The organism is Kitasatospora sp. NPDC127060 (assembly GCF_042724935.1).
Taxonomy (GTDB): Bacteria; Actinomycetota; Actinomycetes; order Streptomycetales; family Streptomycetaceae; genus Kitasatospora.
This window is the reverse complement of record NZ_JBHXEG010000001.1, coordinates 161,214-179,285: the sequence shown is the minus strand read 5'-3', so window position 1 is coordinate 179,285 and position 18,072 is coordinate 161,214. Positions and strand designations below refer to the sequence as shown.

The following is an 18,072-nucleotide window of genomic DNA, read 5'->3' as shown; positions in this document are numbered from 1 at the left end:
CGTCACATCGATCCGTCGGCCCCGGCCACCCGGACGGCCCGCCGTGATCGCCGAAGCCTTCCGCCGCCACGACCACCCCGGAGGGAAATCCGGTTGGTCCGACGCCCCCGCCGTTCGACAATCACCGGATGACCGATGATCAGTTCGACTGGGCGCGCCTGCGCGCGGCCCGCCGGGCCTGCACCCGCTTCCTCTCCGGCAGCCGCCCCCTCACCATGCGCGAGCGACTGGCCGCCCTCACCGCCGCCGTCGACCCGGGCGCCCACCCCGACATCTACGGCAACGGGGGCCCGGTCGGGGAGCTGGAGGAGCGTACGGCCGCGCTCCTCGGCACGGAGGACGCGGTCTTCTTCCCCAGCGGGACGATGGCCCAGCAGGTCGCGCTGCGCCACCACGCCGAGCAGACCGGCAACCGGGCCGTCGCCCTCCACCCGCAGAGCCACCTCGAACGGCACGAGCGCCACGCCTACACCCAGCTCACCGGCCTGCGCGGTCTCTGGCCCACCACCGAACTGCGCCACCCGACCGCCGACGAACTCCGCCTGCTCGGCGAGCCCTTCGGCACCCTGGCGGTGGAACTCCCGCTCCGCGACCCGGGTTTCCTGCTCCCCAGCTGGGACGAACTGACCGAGCTCACCGCCGCCGCCCGCGAAGCCGGCGCCCGGGTGCACTTCGACGGTGCCCGGCTCTGGAACACCACCGCCCACTTCGGCAGGCCGCTCCACGAGATCGCCGCACTGGCCGACAGCGTCTACGTCTCCTTCTACAAGGACCTCGGCGGGATCAGCGGCGCCGCCCTGGCCGGCGACAAGGCCTTCGCCGCCTACGCCCGCACCTGGCGCCACCGCTACGGCGGGCAGCTGTACCAGCAGTGGCCGGCCGCCCTCGCCGCGCTCACCGGTCTGGACACCGTGCTCCCCCGGATCCCCGACCGGATCCGTCACGCCGCCGCCCTCGCCCCGGCGCTGGCGGCCCTCCCCGGCGCCAGGCTGTTCCCGGAAGTCCCGCCGACCCATGAGTTCCAGCTCTGGCTGCCCCACTCGGCGAGCGCCCTGAACGCCGCCGTCCTCGCCCTCGCCGAGCGGGAGGGGACCTGGTTCGTCCCGGAGTGGACGGACGCCGCCCCCGGCCTCGCCATGGCCGAGGTGAGCCTGGACGGCCCGGCCCAGGACTGGACGGCGCAGGAGGTCACCGAACTCGGGCTGCACTTCCTGGAGTTGGTCACGGAAGCCGAGCGGCGGACCGCCGCAGGCGACCAGGGCTGAGCCGGCGGCGCCCGGTCCTCCGGCCCAGGGCCGAGAGCCGGGCGCCGCCGCACCCGTCAGGCGAGCACGCCGATCGGCCGACCGAAGTGCCGGGCGAAGAAGCGCACCGCGCTGTCCGCCTCGAACCTCGGCAGTTCCTTGTGCCGACCGGCGTTGGCGTGCAGCGTCTTCTCCGTCGAGGCGAAGGCGTCGAACAGCGCGAGACCGTCCTCGCGGGATATGTGCTCGTCGTCCCACTGCAGGTCGTACTCGATCGGGATGGTGATCCGCCGTGCGTGCTCGGCCAGGACGTCCGGCCAGTGCTGGCCGAAGACCGCGGCTTTGATCCTGGGTTCGCCCGCGACCAGCGGGACGCCGATCGCGGTGCCCATGTTGAGGCCGAACCAGCCGACCGGCCCGTCGGTGCCGATCTCCGGCAGTTCCTGGAGCGCGTCCAGGGCCGCCACCCACTCGGGCAGCGAGAGTGCGGCGAGGTGGGCGTTGTAGCGGACGACGATCGGGCCCTCCGGCTCGCCGGCCGCCCGGGCCCGGAAGAGCTCGGCGATCTCGGCCTCGTCGTGCGCCGACCGCGGCCGGTCGCCGTGACCGGGCGCGTCGAGCACGGCGACGTGGAAGCCGCAGCCGGCCACCAGACGCTGGGCCCGGCCCGCCATCGCGGGGTGCTTCTTGTGGTTGCCGCCGCCGTGGCCCATCAGGATCAGGGGCGCGGTGCCGACGGACGCCCGGTCGGCGCCGGACACCGGCGACCAGAGGACTCCGGGGACGCCGTCGACGGTGAACTCGCGCTCACGCATGCCGTTCACCGGCGCGTCGGAGCTGAACTTCAGAGAAGAAAGAGAAGAAGACATGGCCATGGCCTTTCGGGAGTGCCGTGTTGTCGAGGCGCTCCCGGCGGAACCTGTGTCAGTCGCCCGACCGTGACGAGAGGGGGAGCACCCATGGGGTTATCGCGTTCACGGGGTCTCACCTCCTTGCGCGGTTTCGCGGTCGAGAGGATCTTGTCGCCCGATCACCACCCGCGCAAGCGATTTTTCTCCGCCCGCCCGGCCCACGAGCACGCCGCCGGCAAACCGTTGGCGACCCCCGGACCCTTCGTGTCAGAATGACGATTATGAGCGAGAAGCAGGTGCGGCGGTCCTTCGCCGACGTCCGGGACCGCGAGGAGCTGGCCGCCCTGATGGCCGCCGGAAGGCGGCCGAAGTGGGTGATGTTCTGGGGGCACACCGCACGCGAGGGCGGTGGAGCGCGACATGAGTGCCTGAGCCAGTGGTGGCCTGGGCGGTTCACCGTCGACGGGGTGGCGTACGCCTCCGCCGAGCACTGGATGATGGCCGGGAAGGCCCGGATGTTCGGCGACGAGGCGATCGAGCGGCAGGTGCTGGAGGCCCGGACGCCCGCCGAGGCGAAGAAGCTGGGCCGGCTGGTCAAGGACTTCGACCAGGACGTCTGGGCGGCGGGCCGGTTCGAGCTGGTGGTCGCGGGGAACGTCGCCAAGTTCGGTCAGGACGAGGCGCTGCGGGAGTACCTGCTGGGCACCGGCAGCCGCGTCCTGGTGGAGGCCAGCCCGCTGGACCGGATCTGGGGCATCGGGCTCGCCGCGGACGACATCCGGGCCGAACGCCCCCTGGAGTGGCGGGGATTGAACCTGCTCGGATTCGCCCTGATGGAGGCGCGGGCGCGGCTCGGCGGCTGACGCCGGGCCGCATCACCGGACCGGCCCCGGGAGCCGACCCCCCGCCCGGAGCGCGACCGGCGCACTTCTCGCAACGACCGCCCCCTGCGCGCTCCCTGACACCACTCGGGCACGACTGGTCGCGCTCTCGTAACTCCATCGCCACATTCCGACGCCAGGATGTCCCGCAGTCAGGGCACAGATGGACAGGTTGGGGCGATCATGCGCATGCGGTCGACGGAAGAATCCGCAGGCCAGCAACCGGAGGGCGAGCAACGGGCCGCCGAACTCCGGGCAGAACTGGATGAGTTGCTCCGCGCGAGCCGCTACGCGGGCCAACGCGAACGACGACTGAACGAGACGGTACGGGCGAACCCGGGCCGCCAGCGCCCGGACGGCGAGCTGCTGCGGCAGCTCGCCCAGGCCCGCACCCTCCGCGAGGGCCTGGGCGCGCGCTGCCTCCAACTGAGCGATCAGTTACAGGAGCTGGAGCTCAACCTCAGACACCGGCAGCACCCCCCGGAGCCCCCGCACCCGGAACCCCCGCACCCGGAACCCCCGTACTCCGGCCCTCCACACTCCGAGCCGCCGCACCCCGGACCGCCGCACCCCGAGCCCCACCCCCGCCAGGCCCCGACGCCACCACCGCCACCACCGCCACCACCGCCACCACCGCCACCCACCCGACCCGACCTCGGCGCCCTCACCGAGCGGATCACCGGACTCCACCGCGGCGGCGCCCTCGCCGAGGCCCAGGACCTGCTGGACCAGGCCGCCACCCGCCTCGCCCCCGCCGACGCCGCCCTGCTGGTCGGGATGCTCTCCCAGCGCGGCCCGACCGGCGCCTCGCTGCAGCTCGCCCGGACCGCCGCCCGGGGCACCCCGGACCGCGCCGTCGCCGTGCTGGCGCAGCTGCGCGAACTGGGCCTGGCCGAGGAGGCCGCCGAACTGTTCCACGCCTTCTGGGCCTACCCGGCCACCGCCGTCCCGGCCCTGCTCGCCGCCCTGGAGCGGGCCGGGCAGCACGCCGACGGCGCCACCCTGCTCTGGGAGTGGGGCTCGGCCCCGACGCCCGAGCTGACCTCCCTGGCCACCTGCCTCCAGCAGCACGGCCGCCCCGCCGACGTGCGGACCCTGCTGCGCCAGGCGGCCGGCCGCCCGACCGCCGACCTCGCCGACCTCGCGACCGAACTGCCGTCCGCACTCGCCACCCTGCTGCTGCACGAGCTGGCCGCGCTGCGCCCGCCCGTCGAACTGGTGCGCCTGGCCGCCGCGTTGGACGGCCACCCCGGGCTCTACGGCCGGCTGCTGGACGCCCTATTGGCGGACCCCACCCACCACCGCAGCACCCTCGCCGCCCTCCGCACGGCCGGTCTGCCGACCACCCCGCCGGCCCCGCGCCCCCGCTGGGGCCGGCGCTGACCGGCACGAGGTCGATCGGAGTGATCGGAGTGACCGGAAAACGGCGGAGCCCCCGCCCGCCCTCACCGAGGAGGACGGCCGGGGGCTCCCCGAAGTACCGGACTCAGCAGCCGATCAGACGCGCCGCCAGGTAGCCCTTCACCTGGTCCAGCGACACGCGCTCCTGCGACATGGTGTCGCGGTCGCGCACGGTCACGGCGTTGTCCTCGAGGGTGTCGAAGTCGACCGTCACGCAGAACGGCGTGCCGATCTCGTCCTGGCGGCGGTAGCGCTTGCCGATCGCGCCCGCGTCGTCGAACTCGACGTTCCACGCGGTGCGCAGGTCGGCAGCCAGGCCGCGGGCCTTCGGGGACAGCTCGGCGTTGCGCGACAGCGGCAGCACGGCGACCTTGACCGGGGCCAGGCGCGGGTCGAGCCGCATGCCGACGCGCTTCTCCATGACGCCCTTGGCGTTGGGCGCCTCGTCCTCGAAGTAGGCGTCGATCAGGAAGGCCAGCATGGCGCGGTTGAGGCCGGCCGCCGGCTCGATGACGTACGGGAAGTACCGCTCGCCGCTCTCCTGGTCGAAGTACCGGAGGTCCTTGCCGGAGGCCTCGCTGTGCACCCGCAGGTCGTAGTCGGTGCGGTTGGCGACGCCCTCGAGCTCGGAGAACTCACTGCCACCGAAGTTGAAGCGGTACTCGATGTCCACGGTGCGCTTGGCGTAGTGGGACAGCTTCTCCTTCGGGTGCTCGAAGAAGCGCATGTTCTCGGTCCGCATGCCGAGGTCGACGTACCAGTCCCAGCGCTGCTGGAGCCAGTACTCGTGCCACTGCTCGTCCTCGCCCGGCTTGACGAAGAACTCCATCTCCATCTGCTCGAACTCGCGGGTGCGGAAGATGAAGTTGCCGGGGGTGATCTCGTTGCGGAAGCTCTTGCCGGTCTGGGCGATGCCGAACGGCGGCTTCTTGCGCGAAGTGGTCTGGACGGCACTGAAGTTGGTGAAGATGCCCTGGGCGGTCTCGGGGCGCAGGAAGGCCAGGCCGCTCGCCTCCTCGGTGACGCCGAGGTGGGTCTTCAGCATGCCCGAGAAGTCCTTGGGCTCGGTGAACTGGCCCTTGGTGCCGCAGTCGGGGCAGTTGACGTCCTTGAGGCCGTTCGGCGGCGGGAAGCCGTGCTTGGCCTCGTACTTCTCCTCCAGGTGGTCGGCCCGGTGGCGCTTGTGGCAGGAGAGGCACTCGGTCAGCGGGTCGTTGAAGGTCGCGACGTGGCCGGAGGCCTCCCAGACCTCGCGGGCGAGGATGACCGACGAGTCGAGGCCGACGACGTCCTCGCGGGCCTGGACCATCGTGCGCCACCACTGGCGCTTGATGTTCTCCTTGAGTTCGACGCCCAGCGGCCCGTAGTCCCAGGCGGCACGCGTGCCGCCGTAGATCTCGCTGCAGGGGTAGACGAAGCCACGGCGCTTGCTCAGGCTGACGATCGTGTCGATCTTGTCGGCGGCCACAGTGCTCTCTTCAGTACGTACGGCACGGTCAGGGCACGGCTGGTTGCTCGTACCCGAGTACCTCAGATTACCGGCCAGACGGGTACGGGGTTCAAATCGGTATCGTCCGGCTTCCCCCACCCATCGACACCTCTCGTTCACCCTTCCGAGTGAGTTGACAATCATTTCCACTTCAGATGAGAATGATTGTCATGATGATCGGACTGCCCAGCCGCCGGACCCGCACGACCGCCGCCCTCGCCACCACCGCCCTCGCCGCCTCACTGGCCCTCACGGCCTGCGGCGGCAGCAGCAGCGCCAAGGGCTCGGACGGCAGGCTCAGCGTCGTCGCCTCCTTCTACCCGATGGAGTTCCTGGCCCGGCAGATCGGCGGGGACCACGTGTCGGTCACCGACCTCACCGCGCCCGGCGTCGAGCCGCACGACCTGGAGCTCACCGCCAAGCAGGTCGCCGGCGTCCAGAAGGCCGACGCGATCATCTACCTCAAGGGCCTCCAGCCCACCGTCGACCAGGCCGTCGACCAGTCGTCCAGCAAGCACCGGATCGACGCCACCGCCGCCAGCCCGCTGGTCGATCACCACCTCGACGAGGGCACCTCCGAGGCCGACGGCCACCGGCACGAGGGCCCGGCCGGCGACCCGCACATCTGGCTCGACCCGACCCGCTACGCCGCGATCGCCAAGAGTGTCGGCGCCGAGTTCGCCACGGCCGACCCGTCACACGCCGACGACTACCGGAAGAACACCGACGCGCTGGTCGGCAAGCTCACCGCGCTGGACCAGGAGTTCCAGGCCGGGCTCAAGGACGCCAGGACCAAGACCTTCGTCACCAGCCACGCCGCCTTCGGCTACCTCGCCGACCACTACGGCCTCACCCAGGTCGCCATCAACGGCGTCGACCCGGAGTCCGAGCCCACCCCGGCCCGCCTCGCCGAGGTGCAGAAGGCCGCCAAGGACAACGGCGTCACCACGATCTTCTTCGAGACCCTGGTCAGCCCCAAGCTCGCCGACACCGTCGCCAAGGACCTCGGCCTCAAGACCGCCGTCCTGGACCCGCTGGAGGGCGTCAAGGACCCCGCCAAGGACGACTACCTGAGCGTCATGAAGCAGAACCTGGCCAATCTCCAGGCCGCCCTCGGCGCCCCCGCCGCCACCCCCGCGAGCTGACGGGACACCACACCATGACCCACCCGATACCCCCGGCCGTCCGCCTCCGTGACGCCGTCGCCGCGCGCGGCGGCCGGCCGGTGCTGCGCGGCGTCGACCTCACCGTCCGACCGGGCGAGGTCGTCGCCCTGCTCGGCGCCAACGGCTCCGGCAAGTCGACCACCGTCAAGGCCGTGATCGGCTCCGTGCCGCTGGAGCGGGGCACCCTGGAGCTGTTCGGCACCCCGTACGGCTCCTTCCGCGCCTGGCACCGGATCGGGTACGTCCCGCAGCGCACCACCGCCGCCTCCGGCGTCCCGGCCACCGTGCGCGAGGTGGTCTCCACCGGACGGCTGCCGCAGCACCGGCTGCTGCCCTTCCGCCGCCGGGACCGCGCCGCGGTGGACCGCGCGCTGGCCGCCGTCGGCATGCTGGACCGGGCCGGGGACGGCGTCGCCGACCTGTCCGGCGGCCAGCAGCAGCGGGTGCTGATCGCCCGCGCCCTGGTCGGCACCCCCGACCTGCTGATCATGGACGAGCCGATGGCCGGCGTGGACGCCGCCAGCCAGCAGGTGCTCGCCGACACCCTGCGCGCCGAGGTCGGCCGCGGCGCCTCCGTCCTCCTGGTGCTGCACGAACTCGGGCCGCTGGAGCCGCTGATCGACCGCGCCGTGGTGCTGCGGGACGGCTGCGTCGCGCACGACGGCCCGCCCGTGCCCAACACCGGTCTGCACGCGCTGCCCGGCCACGACCACGTCCACCCGCACGCCGACCTCACCCCGCCGAGGCTGCTCGCATGACCGAGATGCTCTCCTACGACTTCATGCAGCGCGCCCTGCTGGCCGCCGTGCTGGTCGGGATCACCGCCCCCGCCGTCGGCATCTACCTGGTGCAGCGCCGCCAGGCCCTGATGGGCGACGGCATGGGCCACGTCGCGATGACCGGCGTCGGCCTCGGCTTCATCTTCCAGACCAGCCCGGTCTGGATGGCCGTGCTGGTCTGCGTGCTCGGCGCGGTCACCATGGAGCTGGTCCGCTCGCGCGGCAACCAGCGCGGCGACATCGCCCTCGCGATGCTCTTCTACGGCGGCATGGCCTGCGGCAAGCTGCTGGTCTCGATGTCCGCCCAGGCCGGGGCCGGCTCGCTGGAGAGCTACCTGTGGGGCTCGATCCTCACCGTCGCCCCAGCCGACCTGGCCACCATCGCGGTGCTCGGCGCGGTGGTCATCGCGGTCACCGTCGGCCTGCGCCGCCAGCTCTTCGCGATCTGCCAGGACGAGGACTTCGCCCGGGTCACCGGGGTGCCGGTGCGCACCCTCAACCTGCTGCTCGCGGTGATGGCCGCGGTCACCGTCACGGTCGCCATGCGGGTGGTCGGACTGCTGCTGGTGAGCGCCCTGATGGTGGTCCCGGTGGTCGCCGCCCAGCAGCTCACCCGTTCCTTCGCCGCCACCCAGGCCGCCTCGATCGCGCTCGGCGTGGTGGTCGCCCTGGCCGGTGTCACCGGCTCCTACCAGCTGAACGTGCCGTCCGGCCCGGCCATCGTGCTGCTGGCCATCGCGGTCTTCGCGGTGTTCAGCGTGATCGCCGCCCCGCTCGCCCGCCGCCGCCACCGGCGCCGCGGCGACGCCGACCGGGGACCGCAGGTCTGCGACGTCCGGCTGCCCGGCCCCATCACCGGCCGGATCCCCGGCCAGGACCCGGGAAAGAGTTCCTCCGCCGTGACCACTCCGGAGGAGCGGGCCGGGCTGGCACAATGAGGTGCGTGACGCCCACGACCCCAGGAGGACCCACGGTGACCACCGCAGGCCCGTCGCCGCGCGCCCGATCGACCCGGCAGCGTGCCGCCGTCTCGTCGGCCCTGGACGAGATCGCGGACTTCCGCAGCGCACAGGAGCTCCACGACCTGCTCAAGCACCGCGGGGACTCCGTCGGTCTGACCACGGTCTACCGCACCCTGCAGTCGCTCGCCGACGCCGGTGAGGTGGACGTGCTGCGCACCGCCGACGGCGAAGCCGTCTACCGCCGGTGCAGCAGCGGACACCACCACCACCTGGTCTGCCGGCACTGCGGCGCCACCGTCGAGGTCGAGGGCCCCGCGGTGGAGCGCTGGGCCAACTCGGTCGCCGCCGAGCACGGGTTCAGCGACATCGCCCACACCCTGGAGATCTTCGGCACCTGCGCGGACTGCGCGAAGAAGGGCTGACCTCCGTACGGGGGCAGCCCGCACGGACGACCGCGAAGGGCCCGCAGGAGCGCATCCTGCGGGCCCTTCCCCGTGCACCGGTCGGCGGTCAGCGCTGGGTCGGCAGCTCCAGCGGCGCGGGCAGCTCGTTCGGGATCGCCCCGCCGAAGCGGCGGTCGCGCATCGCGAACTGCTCGCAGGCGCGCCACAGGTCGCGGCGGTCGAAGTCCGGCCAGAGCACGTCCTGGAACACGAACTCGGCGTACGCGGACTGCCAGAGCAGGAAGTTGGAGGTGCGCTGCTCGCCGCTGGGGCGCAGGAACAGGTCCACGTCCGGCATGTCCGGGTGGTACATGTACTTGGCGAGGGTCTTCTCGTTGACCTTCTTGGGGTCCAGTCGGCCGGCCGCCACGTCCAGCGCGAGCGCCTGGGCCGCGTCGGCGAGTTCGGCCCGGCCGCCGTAGTTGACGCACATGTAGAGCGTCACCGCGTCGTTGCCCTTGGTCTGCTCCTCGGCGACCTGCAGCTCCTGGACGACGCTCTTCCACAGCTTGGGCATCCGGCCGGCCCAGCGGATCCGCACGCCCATCGCGTCCATCTCGTCGCGGCGGCGGCGGATGACGTCCCGGTTGAAGTTCATCAGGAACTTCACCTCGTCGGGCGAGCGCTTCCAGTTCTCGGTGGAGAACGCGTACAGCGAGATGTTCTTGACGCCGAGCTCGATCGCGCCCTTGAGGACGTCCAGCACGACGGACTCGCCGATCTTGTGGCCCTCGGTGCGGGGCAGCCCGCGCTCCTTGGCCCAACGGCCGTTGCCGTCCATCACGATGGCGACGTGGTCGGGGACCAGCTCGCCGGGGATCTTCGGGGGCTTGGCGCCGCTGGGGTGCGGGGTCGGGGGAACGTAGTCCCGCTGCTTGCCGCCGCCGAAGAGCCGTCGCGCTGCCATGTGCTCACTTCTCCACGTATCTCATCGAGCGGATGCCCCGCTCCAGGTGCCACTGCAGATAGGCCGCGACCAGGCCGCTGCCCTCCCGCCAGTACCGCGGCTCGCAGGCGTCGGCCGTCCGCCAGTCCCCTGACAGCAGCGCCCCGAGCAGTACCAGTGTCTCAGGGGAGGGTACGGCACATCCGGGCACTCGGCAGTCCGCGCAGAGCACCCCTCCGGCCTGCAGCGAGAAGAAACGGTTCGGCCCGTCCAGGCCGCACTTGGCGCAGTCGGTGAAGCTCGCGCCGTACCCGTTCACCGCGAGCGAGCGCAGCAGGAAGGCGTCCAGCACCAGGTGCGACTCGTGCGTCCCGGCCGCCAGTGTGCGCAGCCCGCCCACCAGCAGCAGGTACTGCTGGACGGCCGGCTCGCCCTCGTTCTCGGCGAAGCGCTCGGCCGTCTCCAGCATCGCCGTGCCGGCGGTGTAGCGGCCGTAGTCGGTGACGATCGAGCCGCCGAACGGGGCGATGGTCTCCACCTGGGTGCAGAGCGGCAGCCCGCGCCCGATCAGCTCGCTCCCCCGGCTGAAGAACTGGACGTCCACGTGCGAGAACGGCTCCAGGCGGGCGCCGAACTTGGACTTGGTCTTCCGCACCCCGCGCGCCACCGCCCGCACCTTGCCGTGCTGGCGGGTCAGCAGGGTGATGATCCGATCGGCCTCGCCGAGCTTCTGCGCCCGCAACACGACGCCGTCGTCCCGGAAAAGACTCATGCCGACCATTGTCCCCCACCGCCGGGCCCGGCCGCGGACAGCCGTGTTGCCCGCACCGGGGGCCGTGGGGGAGGACCACCGCGGTGCGGGTCACGGCGGGCCCGGAGTGGGGGTCCTCCCGGCCGAAACCGGGGAGGACCGGGCCCGTTCGTGGGGGATACGGGAGGTCCGTCGCGGACGGGTCCGCCGGGCCGGGGCCGGAAAGGCCTACAGGTTCTCGTACGGCGTCCGGGTCGCCGCCTCCAGCAGCGCCGGCACCTGGCTCTGCGGCAGGTCCAGACAACTCCCCACCGCGGCCAGCGCCTCGCGCTCCTGCGGCAGGTAGCGCCCGTCGGCCAGGGCGATCGCGGCCCCTTGCAGCAGTAGCCGCTCCCGGCCCTGCCGGGCCAGGTGCGGGGCGAGCGGTTCGAGCACCGCGCGCAGTTCCACGGCCAGGCCCCCGGCCATCCCGTGGGCGTCGTGGAGTTCGCCGCCGAGCCCCGACAGCGCGGCGAGCGCGGCCAGCACCTGGGCCTCGCCGCAGTCCTCGAACCCGGCCTCGCGCACCGCCGTGCAGGCCGCCTCGCGGGCCGCCCGGTGGGCGGTGCCGCCGGCCGCGAGCAGGGCCAGCGCGATCGTGTACTGGGCGTCCCGCAGCATCGCGCCGAGGCGCACGCTGGTGAGCTGCTCCAGGACCTCGACGCCGTAGCGCCCGTGGCAGCTGGTGCACTGGACGCTGCCGATCACCGACCCGAGCGGAACGACGGGCGTGCCCAGCAGTCGCAGCCACGGCCGGCCGTGCTGCCGGCGGTAGTTGCGGTCCCCGCCGCAGCCCGGGCAGAAGAAGTCACCGAGAACATCGGTCCGCCACCTCGGGCGAACACCCCACAACCTGGTCACGGCGCCACTCCCCAGACATGGCAGGCGGCCTGCACAACTATGGGCAGGTCACGCGACCGGACACCGAGGCCGTCCCACCGGCCCGGCTTTCCGGTGGATCGATGTTGCCACGGTTACCGGCACGTGTCAGTACCTCGAACGGCTTCCGATCCGAAAAAATGTGGCGCAGGCCACAACGGGCGGCGCACACGTCGAAGGGCCGCCCACGGGACGGCCCTTCGCGTACCACCCGTACGAATTAGCCGCGCTGCGAGCGGTTGACGGCACTGATCATCGCCTTCAGCGAGGCCAGCACGGTGTTGCCGTCGATGCCCACGCCCCACAGCACCTTGCCGTCCACCGCGCACTCCACGTACGCGGCGGCCTGGGCGTCGCCGCCCTCGCTCAGCGCGTGCTCGGCGTAGTCCAGCACCCGTACGTCCACGCCGATCCGGGCCAGCGCGTCCGCGAAGGCCGAGACCGGGCCGTTGCCGGTGCCGGACAGGGTCACCGGGGTGCCGTCCACCACGGCCTGCGCGGTCAGCGCGTCCCGGCCGTCCTCGGTGGTCAGGGTGCGCGAACCGGCCAGCGACAGCCGGCCCCACGGGTTGCCGGTGGTCGGCAGGTACTCGTCCTCGAAGACCCGCCAGATCTCCGCCGGGCTGACCTCGCCGCCCTCGGCGTCGGTCTTGGCCTGGATGATCCGGGAGAACTCGATCTGCATCCGGCGCGGCAGGTCCAGCTTGTGGTCGTTCTTCAGGACGTACGCCACCCCGCCCTTGCCGGACTGGCTGTTGACCCGGATGACCGCCTCGTAGGTGCGGCCGACGTCCTTCGGGTCGATCGGCAGGTACGGCACGCCCCAGGTGTGCTCCTCCACCGGAACTCCGGCGGCCTTCGCGTCCGCCTCCAGGACCTCGAAGCCCTTCTTGATGGCGTCCTGGTGCGAGCCGGAGAAGGAGGTGTACACCAGGTCGCCGGCGTACGGGTGGCGCGGGTGCACCTCCATCTGGTTGCAGTACTCGGCGGTGCGGCGCACCTCGTCGATGTCGGAGAAGTCGATCTGCGGGTCGATGCCCTGCGAGAACAGGTTCATCCCCAGCGTCACCAGGTCGACGTTGCCGGTCCGCTCGCCCTGCCCGAACAGGCAGCCCTCGATCCGGTCCGCACCCGCCATGTAGGCCAGTTCGGCGGAGGCCACCGCGGTGCCCCGGTCGTTGTGGGGGTGCACCGACAGGCAGACGAACTCCCGGCGGGACAGCCGGCGCGACATCCACTCGAACTGGTCCGCCTGGACGTTGGGGGTGGCCCGCTCGATGGTGGCCGGCAGGTTCAGGATGATCTCGCGGCCCTCGCCCGGCTGCCAGACGTCCATCACCGCCTCGCAGACCTCCAGCGCGAAGTCCAGCTCGGTGTCCACGAAGATCTCCGGCGAGTACTGGTAGCCGAAGACGGTGTCGTCGCCCAGCAGCTTCTCCGCGTACTCCATCACCAGCCGGGTGCCGTCGACCGCGATCGCCTTGGTGGCGGCCTTGTCGTTGCGGAACACCACCCGGCGGAACAGCGGCGCGGTCGCGTTGTACAGGTGGACGGTCGCCCGCGGGGCGCCGACCAGCGACTCCACGGTCTTCTCGATCAGCTCCTCGCGGGCCTGGGTCAGGACCGAGATGGTGACGTCCTCCGGGATCGCCCCCTCCTCGATCAGCGACCGCACGAAGGCGTGGTCGGTGGCCCCGGAGGACGGGAAGCCGACCTCGATCTCCTTGTAGCCCATGGCGACCAGCAGGTCGAACATCTTCCGCTTGCGGGCCGGGGACATCGGGTCGATCAGCGCCTGGTTGCCGTCCCGCAGGTCGGTGGAGAGCCAGCGCGGCGCCTTGGTGATCACCTGGTCCGGCCAGGTGCGGTCCGGCAGGTCGACGGTGCCGAACGGCAGGTAGCGCCCGGTGCGCATGCCCGAGGGCCGCTGGCGCACCGAGGCGGCGGTGATCGGGGTCGGCCGGTCGACGAAGGCGCGAGCGGCGGGGACGGACGCGGCGGAGGTCTGCTCGGTCATGGAGGGGACTCTCGGCTTCCTGTGGATGCGTGGTGCGGGCGGGTCGGGAGGGATCAACACCGACTGGCCGGCCTCTGCTGCGCCGCGCGATACACCGTTGGATCGCCGATTCCGCGCACAGCTCGTTCCCCGCGGCGAGGGAGCCGGCCCCAGTGGACTACAGGCCCTCGACGCGGCAGCTAAGAAGAAGCAGCCCGTTGCGCATGATGTGGCCCAGCGTAACCCAGGCCCGCGCGCCCCCGAAGTGATCCGGGCTTCCGTTCCACTCCTTGAGACGTCGGCCAGTTCGGCCCGAGGTGGTGACAACCGGTCATCGAAGCCTCACTCTGGGCCACATGACTGCAGCAGTACCGATCTGCGCGATCGTCCCGCCGTACGTCCTGGACCGCCTCGCCGAGGCCGGTCACCAGCCCGCCGTCCACTCCCTCGCCCTCGACGCCGCGCACCGCGCGGCCCGCCTCGCCGCTCCCCCGCCGGCCGCCGCCGACCCCGGCCTCAGCCGGGTGATCGCCGACGCCGGGCACGGCCAGCGCCTGCCCGGACGCACCGTCCGCACCGAGGGCCAGTCCCCGGTCACCGACGCCTCCGTCAACCACGCCTACGACGGCCTCGGCGCCACCTTCGCCCTCTACTCCGAGGCCTTCGGGCGCGACTCGATCGACGGCCGGGGGCTGCGGCTGGACGCCAGCGTCCACTACGGCCGCAACTACGACAACGCCTTCTGGAACGGCTCCCAGATGGTCTTCGGCGACGGCGACGGGCGGATCTTCGGCGACTTCACCGCCTGCATCGACGTCATCGGCCACGAACTCACCCACGGCGTCACCCAGTTCACCGCCGGCCTGGACTACCAGGACCAGCCCGGCGCGCTCAACGAGTCGGTCTCCGACGTCTTCGGATCGCTGGTCAAGCAGCACGCGCTGCACCAGGACGCCGCGGGCGCCGACTGGTTGATCGGCGCCGGACTGCTCGCCCCCGGCGTCCAGGGAGTCGCGCTGCGCTCGATGAAGGCCCCCGGCACCGCGTACGACGACCCCCAGCTCGGCAAGGACCCGCAGCCCGCGCACATGCGGGACTACGTGGACACCACCGAGGACAACGGCGGGGTGCACATCAACTCCGGCATCCCCAACCACGCGTTCTACCTGCTGGCCACCGCCCTCGGCGGCCGGTCCTGGGAGCGCGCCGGGCGGATCTGGTACGACACCCTGACCGGCGGCGGCCTGCCCGCCGACGCCGACTTCACCGCCTTCGCGCGCGCCACCGTGGCCGCCGCCAAGGCCCGTTACCCCGACCAGGCCTCGGTCGCGGACACCGTGACGGCCTCCTGGGCGCAGGTCGGCGTCAGCCCCGGCTGACGGGGCGGCGGCCCGGCGGGCCCACCGGGGACGAACCGGGGCCGCGGGTTCGCCGCCGGTCGAGAGCGGATCGGGACCGGCCGGACAGGGCCCAAGGTCACGGTCAGGGAAAAGTGCCGCAAAAGCCTTCCCTGCGTAGCACCATGGACACCATGCGTATCCAGGTGACCCGGACCGGCGGCCTCGCCGGAATCGTCCGCCACGCGGAACTCGACACCGTCGACCGCACGGACGCCCCGCACGTCCACGCGCTCGCCCGCGAAGCCGTCGCGGGCGGGCTGCGCGCCCCCTCGTACGGGGTGCCGGACGGCTTCCACTACGAGATCACCGTCGACGGACGGACGGTGTACTGCGCCGACCCCAAACTCACCGACTCCCAGCGCGAGCTGCTGTCCCTGGTGCTGCGCGAGGGGGCGTGACCCCCCGCGCAGCCCGCTCGGACTCCCGGGTCAGAAACCGAGCTTGCGCAGCTGCTTGGGGTCGCGCTGCCAGTCCTTGGCCACCTTGACGTGCAGGTCCAGGTAGACCGGCGTGCCCAGCAGCGCCTCGATGTGCTTGCGGGCGGTGGTGCCGACGTGCTTGAGCCGCGCGCCCTTCGCGCCGATCACGATCGCCTTCTGGCTCTGCCGCTCGATGTAGACGTTGGCGTGGATGTCCAGCAGCGGGCGGTCGGCCGGCCGGCCCTCGCGCGGCAGCATCTCCTCGACCACGACGGCCAGCGAGTGCGGCAGTTCGTCCCGCACGCCCTCCAGGGCGGCCTCACGGATCAGTTCGGCGACCATGATCTGCTCGGGCTCGTCGGTGAGGTCGCCCGCCGGGTAGAGCTGGTCACCCTCCGGCAGCAGCTTGGTGAGCAGGTCGGCGACCAGCTCCACCTGCTTGTCGCCCACCGCGGAGACCGGGATGATCTCGGCCCACTCGAAGCCCAGCTCGATCCCGAGCTGGTGGATGGCGATGAGCTGCTCGGCCAGCCGCTTGGAGTCGACCAGGTCGGTCTTGGTGACGATGGCGACCTTGGGGGTCTTCTTGATCCCGGCGATCTCCTTGGCGATGAACTTGTCGCCGGGGCCGATCTTCTGGTCGGCGGGCAGGCAGAAACCGATCACGTCGACCTCGGCCCAGGTGGTGCGGACCAGGTCGTTGAGGCGCTCGCCGAGCAGGGTGCGCGGCTTGTGCAGGCCGGGGGTGTCGACCAGCACGAGCTGGGCGTCCGGGCGGTGCACGATGCCGCGCACGGTGTGCCGGGTGGTCTGCGGGCGGTCGGAGGTGATCGCGACCTTCGTCCCCACCAGGGCGTTGGTCAGGGTCGACTTGCCCGCGTTGGGACGGCCGACGAAGCACGCGAACCCGGAGCGGTACGAGGAGGAAGGGGCATTCATGGGCTCCATTCTCCCTGATCACCGGAGCCCCGCCGTCCGGGGTCGGCCGACCCCCGCGGTCAGCCCTTGCCGCCGCCCCGTCCGACCAGTGAGAACACCACCAGAAGCAGCAGGAAGGCGAGTGCACCCCAGAGCCAGTAGACCGTGCCGGTCTCCTGCCACTTGCCCATCCCCATCACGAACAGCACCAGCCCGGCGACGAACGCCAACGCCCCCATGCCCCAGCCCCTCACCGAGTCCACTCCCCCGGTGAGATTATCGGCTGAATGCATGGGGGCAAGGCCCGCCGGTGCCTCTCAGCGGGCCTGGGCGGACACCCGCAGCGCCCCGTCCGGGCCGGCCAGCAGCACCGGCGTCCCGGCACCGCCGAGGTCCCGCACGGCCGCCAGATCGGCCTCGGCCGGCTGCTCCGCCTCGCTCACCACGGCCGCCGCCTCCAGCGACTTCGCACCGCTGGCCGCCGCCATCGCCACCGCCACCTGCAGCGCGCTCAGCCGCAGCGACTCCAGCGCGACCGTCCCGGCGACATAGGTGCGGCCGGTCTCGTCACGCACCGCGGCCCCCTCGGCCACGCCGTTGCGGGCGCGGGCCGAGCGGGCCAGGGTGATGATCTTCTTGTCTTCTGGGTCGAGCTCGACGATGTCACTCATGCCGCCGAGCATAGGCGGCCCCCACCCGCGCCACAGCTCAGTGGCCGACCGGGTGGGTGCGCCCCGGGTTCGGGTTGAGGACCTTGACGAAGGTCTTCGCGGCGCCGGACGGCAGCGGCTCCTCGTGCGAAGTCCGCTCCCGCCAGAACGGGTTGTCGTGCGGCAGATGGCTGCTGACCCGGCCGTACATCCCGAAGGTGGTCACGACGATCCCGAAGACGAACGCGAACAGCACGTTCGACATCCGGAAGTTGAGGATGTTCGCGTCCGGCCGGCCGAGCACCGTCAGCCCGTAGAAGCCGGACAGGACGAACAGCACCCCGACCACCATGTTGAGGTTGGACGCGAAGTTCCCGCCGATCACCGCCCCGGCCACCAGGACCGCGCCCGCCACGATGGACAGGATGCTCAGCGCCCCGTTGGTCGACAGCCCGGCGATCCGGTCACCGTGGGTGGCCAGGAAGCCGGGGTGGTCGGTCAGCCCCAGGATCCCGAACACGATCAGGAAGATCCCCCCGATCCCCGCCCCGGCCCGCCACACCAGGGCGAGCCGGCGATCGACGGTCGGCAGTTCGTCTTGCAGCTTCATGGCGACCTCCAGAGCTCGGCCATGACCGAAGGGCACGTCTAGCTGTACGGGTGGCTCCCCTGCAGGTGCGGCGTCTCGTGCATGTAGAGCGAGCCGCACTGCTGGCAGCAACGCAGCCCGGTGCCCCAGTCCTGTTCGGGCCGCGTCTCGGCGTCGTCGGGCATGGTCCGGCCGCAGAGCGCGACCGACGGGTCCTCGTCCCGCACCACGTGCCAGGACTTGACTCCGCCGGCCGCCCCCTGCGGGCCGTACTCCGCGCGAAGTTTGTGCGTCATGCCCTCCATGGTCGCGCGGCGACCGCTCACCCG

At 72.0% G+C, this 18,072-nt stretch carries 20 protein-coding genes; 9 read left to right on the top strand and 11 right to left on the bottom strand.

Going from position 1 to position 18,072, the window contains the following annotated elements:
- Positions 1 to 128: 128 nt before the first annotated feature.
- A complete protein-coding gene (locus ACFWIS_RS00755) occupies positions 129 to 1,265 on the top strand; it encodes a threonine aldolase family protein (protein ID WP_380455440.1) in 1,137 nt (378 codons plus the stop codon).
- A 56-nt stretch (positions 1,266 to 1,321) separates the two neighbouring features.
- Here the strand turns inward: ACFWIS_RS00755 and ACFWIS_RS00750 are convergent, their stop codons facing one another.
- On the bottom strand, positions 1,322 to 2,059 hold the full coding sequence (locus ACFWIS_RS00750) for an alpha/beta hydrolase (protein ID WP_380455442.1): 738 nt from the start codon (positions 2,057 to 2,059) through the stop codon (positions 1,322 to 1,324).
- A 317-nt stretch (positions 2,060 to 2,376) separates the two neighbouring features.
- Here ACFWIS_RS00750 and ACFWIS_RS00745 point away from each other — a divergent pair, with 317 nt between their 5' ends.
- Entirely contained in the window at positions 2,377 to 2,958 is a 582-nt protein-coding gene (locus ACFWIS_RS00745; protein ID WP_380455444.1) for an NADAR family protein, read from the top strand.
- A 207-nt stretch (positions 2,959 to 3,165) separates the two neighbouring features.
- Positions 3,166 to 4,359, top strand: a complete 1,194-nt coding sequence (locus ACFWIS_RS00740; RefSeq protein ID WP_380455446.1) for a hypothetical protein — start codon at positions 3,166 to 3,168, stop codon at positions 4,357 to 4,359.
- Between the two features lie 103 nt (positions 4,360 to 4,462).
- Here ACFWIS_RS00740 and ACFWIS_RS00735 read toward each other — a convergent pair whose 3' ends face one another.
- Positions 4,463 to 5,845 (bottom strand): glycine--tRNA ligase, encoded by a 1,383-nt coding sequence (locus ACFWIS_RS00735; protein ID WP_380455448.1) that lies wholly within the window; start codon positions 5,843 to 5,845, stop codon positions 4,463 to 4,465.
- A gap of 191 nt (positions 5,846 to 6,036) precedes the next feature.
- On the opposite strand from ACFWIS_RS00735, the gene ACFWIS_RS00730 reads away from it, so the two are divergent.
- Genes ACFWIS_RS00730 through ACFWIS_RS00715 form a run of 4 tightly spaced genes read left to right on the top strand, consistent with a single transcriptional unit; the run spans position 6,037 to position 9,195 of the window.
- A complete protein-coding gene (locus ACFWIS_RS00730) occupies positions 6,037 to 7,011 on the top strand; it encodes a metal ABC transporter substrate-binding protein (RefSeq protein WP_380455450.1) in 975 nt (324 codons plus the stop codon).
- Positions 7,012 to 7,025: 14 nt separating this feature from the next.
- Positions 7,026 to 7,790: a metal ABC transporter ATP-binding protein gene (locus ACFWIS_RS00725; RefSeq protein ID WP_380455452.1), complete on the top strand. Its 765-nt coding sequence runs from the start codon at positions 7,026 to 7,028 to the stop codon at positions 7,788 to 7,790.
- Positions 7,787 to 8,749 carry a metal ABC transporter permease gene (locus tag ACFWIS_RS00720; protein ID WP_380455453.1) on the top strand — a complete coding sequence of 321 codons (963 nt, stop codon included), beginning with the start codon at positions 7,787 to 7,789 and terminating at the stop codon, positions 8,747 to 8,749. Before ACFWIS_RS00725 ends, ACFWIS_RS00720 begins: the two co-directional genes overlap by 4 nt.
- 35 nt (positions 8,750 to 8,784) lie before the next feature.
- Positions 8,785 to 9,195 carry a Fur family transcriptional regulator gene (locus ACFWIS_RS00715; RefSeq protein ID WP_188304433.1) on the top strand — a complete coding sequence of 137 codons (411 nt, stop codon included), beginning with the start codon at positions 8,785 to 8,787 and terminating at the stop codon, positions 9,193 to 9,195.
- Positions 9,196 to 9,283: 88 nt separating this feature from the next.
- Here ACFWIS_RS00715 and ACFWIS_RS00710 read toward each other — a convergent pair whose 3' ends face one another.
- The 4 genes from ACFWIS_RS00710 to leuA form a co-directional block, all read right to left on the bottom strand.
- On the bottom strand, positions 9,284 to 10,123 hold the full coding sequence (locus ACFWIS_RS00710; RefSeq protein ID WP_380455455.1) for an isoprenyl transferase: 840 nt from the start codon (positions 10,121 to 10,123) through the stop codon (positions 9,284 to 9,286).
- A 4-nt stretch (positions 10,124 to 10,127) separates the two neighbouring features.
- Positions 10,128 to 10,874: a DNA repair protein RecO gene (recO, locus tag ACFWIS_RS00705; RefSeq protein ID WP_188304435.1), complete on the bottom strand. Its 747-nt coding sequence runs from the start codon at positions 10,872 to 10,874 to the stop codon at positions 10,128 to 10,130.
- A gap of 207 nt (positions 10,875 to 11,081) precedes the next feature.
- Positions 11,082 to 11,753 carry a TerB family tellurite resistance protein gene (locus ACFWIS_RS00700; RefSeq protein WP_380455457.1) on the bottom strand — a complete coding sequence of 224 codons (672 nt, stop codon included), beginning with the start codon at positions 11,751 to 11,753 and terminating at the stop codon, positions 11,082 to 11,084.
- A 238-nt stretch (positions 11,754 to 11,991) separates the two neighbouring features.
- Positions 11,992 to 13,788 carry a 2-isopropylmalate synthase gene (gene leuA / locus ACFWIS_RS00695; RefSeq protein WP_380455459.1) on the bottom strand — a complete coding sequence of 599 codons (1,797 nt, stop codon included), beginning with the start codon at positions 13,786 to 13,788 and terminating at the stop codon, positions 11,992 to 11,994.
- 335 nt (positions 13,789 to 14,123) lie between these two features.
- Between leuA and ACFWIS_RS00690 the strand changes: the two genes are divergently transcribed.
- A complete protein-coding gene (locus ACFWIS_RS00690) occupies positions 14,124 to 15,146 on the top strand; it encodes a M4 family metallopeptidase (protein ID WP_380455460.1) in 1,023 nt (340 codons plus the stop codon).
- 152 nt (positions 15,147 to 15,298) lie between these two features.
- Positions 15,299 to 15,565, top strand: coding sequence for a protealysin inhibitor emfourin (locus ACFWIS_RS00685; protein WP_188304439.1), 267 nt, complete (start codon positions 15,299 to 15,301; stop codon positions 15,563 to 15,565).
- Between the two features lie 30 nt (positions 15,566 to 15,595).
- Here ACFWIS_RS00685 and era read toward each other — a convergent pair whose 3' ends face one another.
- Genes era through ACFWIS_RS00660 form a run of 5 tightly spaced genes read right to left on the bottom strand, consistent with a single transcriptional unit; the run spans position 15,596 to position 18,039 of the window.
- Positions 15,596 to 16,525: a GTPase Era gene (gene era, locus ACFWIS_RS00680; protein ID WP_049651090.1), complete on the bottom strand. Its 930-nt coding sequence runs from the start codon at positions 16,523 to 16,525 to the stop codon at positions 15,596 to 15,598.
- A gap of 59 nt (positions 16,526 to 16,584) precedes the next feature.
- Positions 16,585 to 16,767 carry a hypothetical protein gene (locus tag ACFWIS_RS00675; protein ID WP_380455462.1) on the bottom strand — a complete coding sequence of 61 codons (183 nt, stop codon included), beginning with the start codon at positions 16,765 to 16,767 and terminating at the stop codon, positions 16,585 to 16,587.
- A gap of 54 nt (positions 16,768 to 16,821) precedes the next feature.
- Positions 16,822 to 17,175 (bottom strand): cytidine deaminase, encoded by a 354-nt coding sequence (locus ACFWIS_RS00670; protein ID WP_380455463.1) that lies wholly within the window; start codon positions 17,173 to 17,175, stop codon positions 16,822 to 16,824.
- A 37-nt stretch (positions 17,176 to 17,212) separates the two neighbouring features.
- On the bottom strand, positions 17,213 to 17,764 hold the full coding sequence (locus ACFWIS_RS00665) for a DUF4383 domain-containing protein (RefSeq protein WP_380455465.1): 552 nt from the start codon (positions 17,762 to 17,764) through the stop codon (positions 17,213 to 17,215).
- Between the two features lie 38 nt (positions 17,765 to 17,802).
- The gene (locus tag ACFWIS_RS00660; protein ID WP_380455467.1) at positions 17,803 to 18,039 is read right to left on the bottom strand and encodes a hypothetical protein; all 237 of its coding nucleotides are present in this window, start codon (positions 18,037 to 18,039) and stop codon (positions 17,803 to 17,805) included.
- Positions 18,040 to 18,072: the final 33 nt, after the last annotated feature.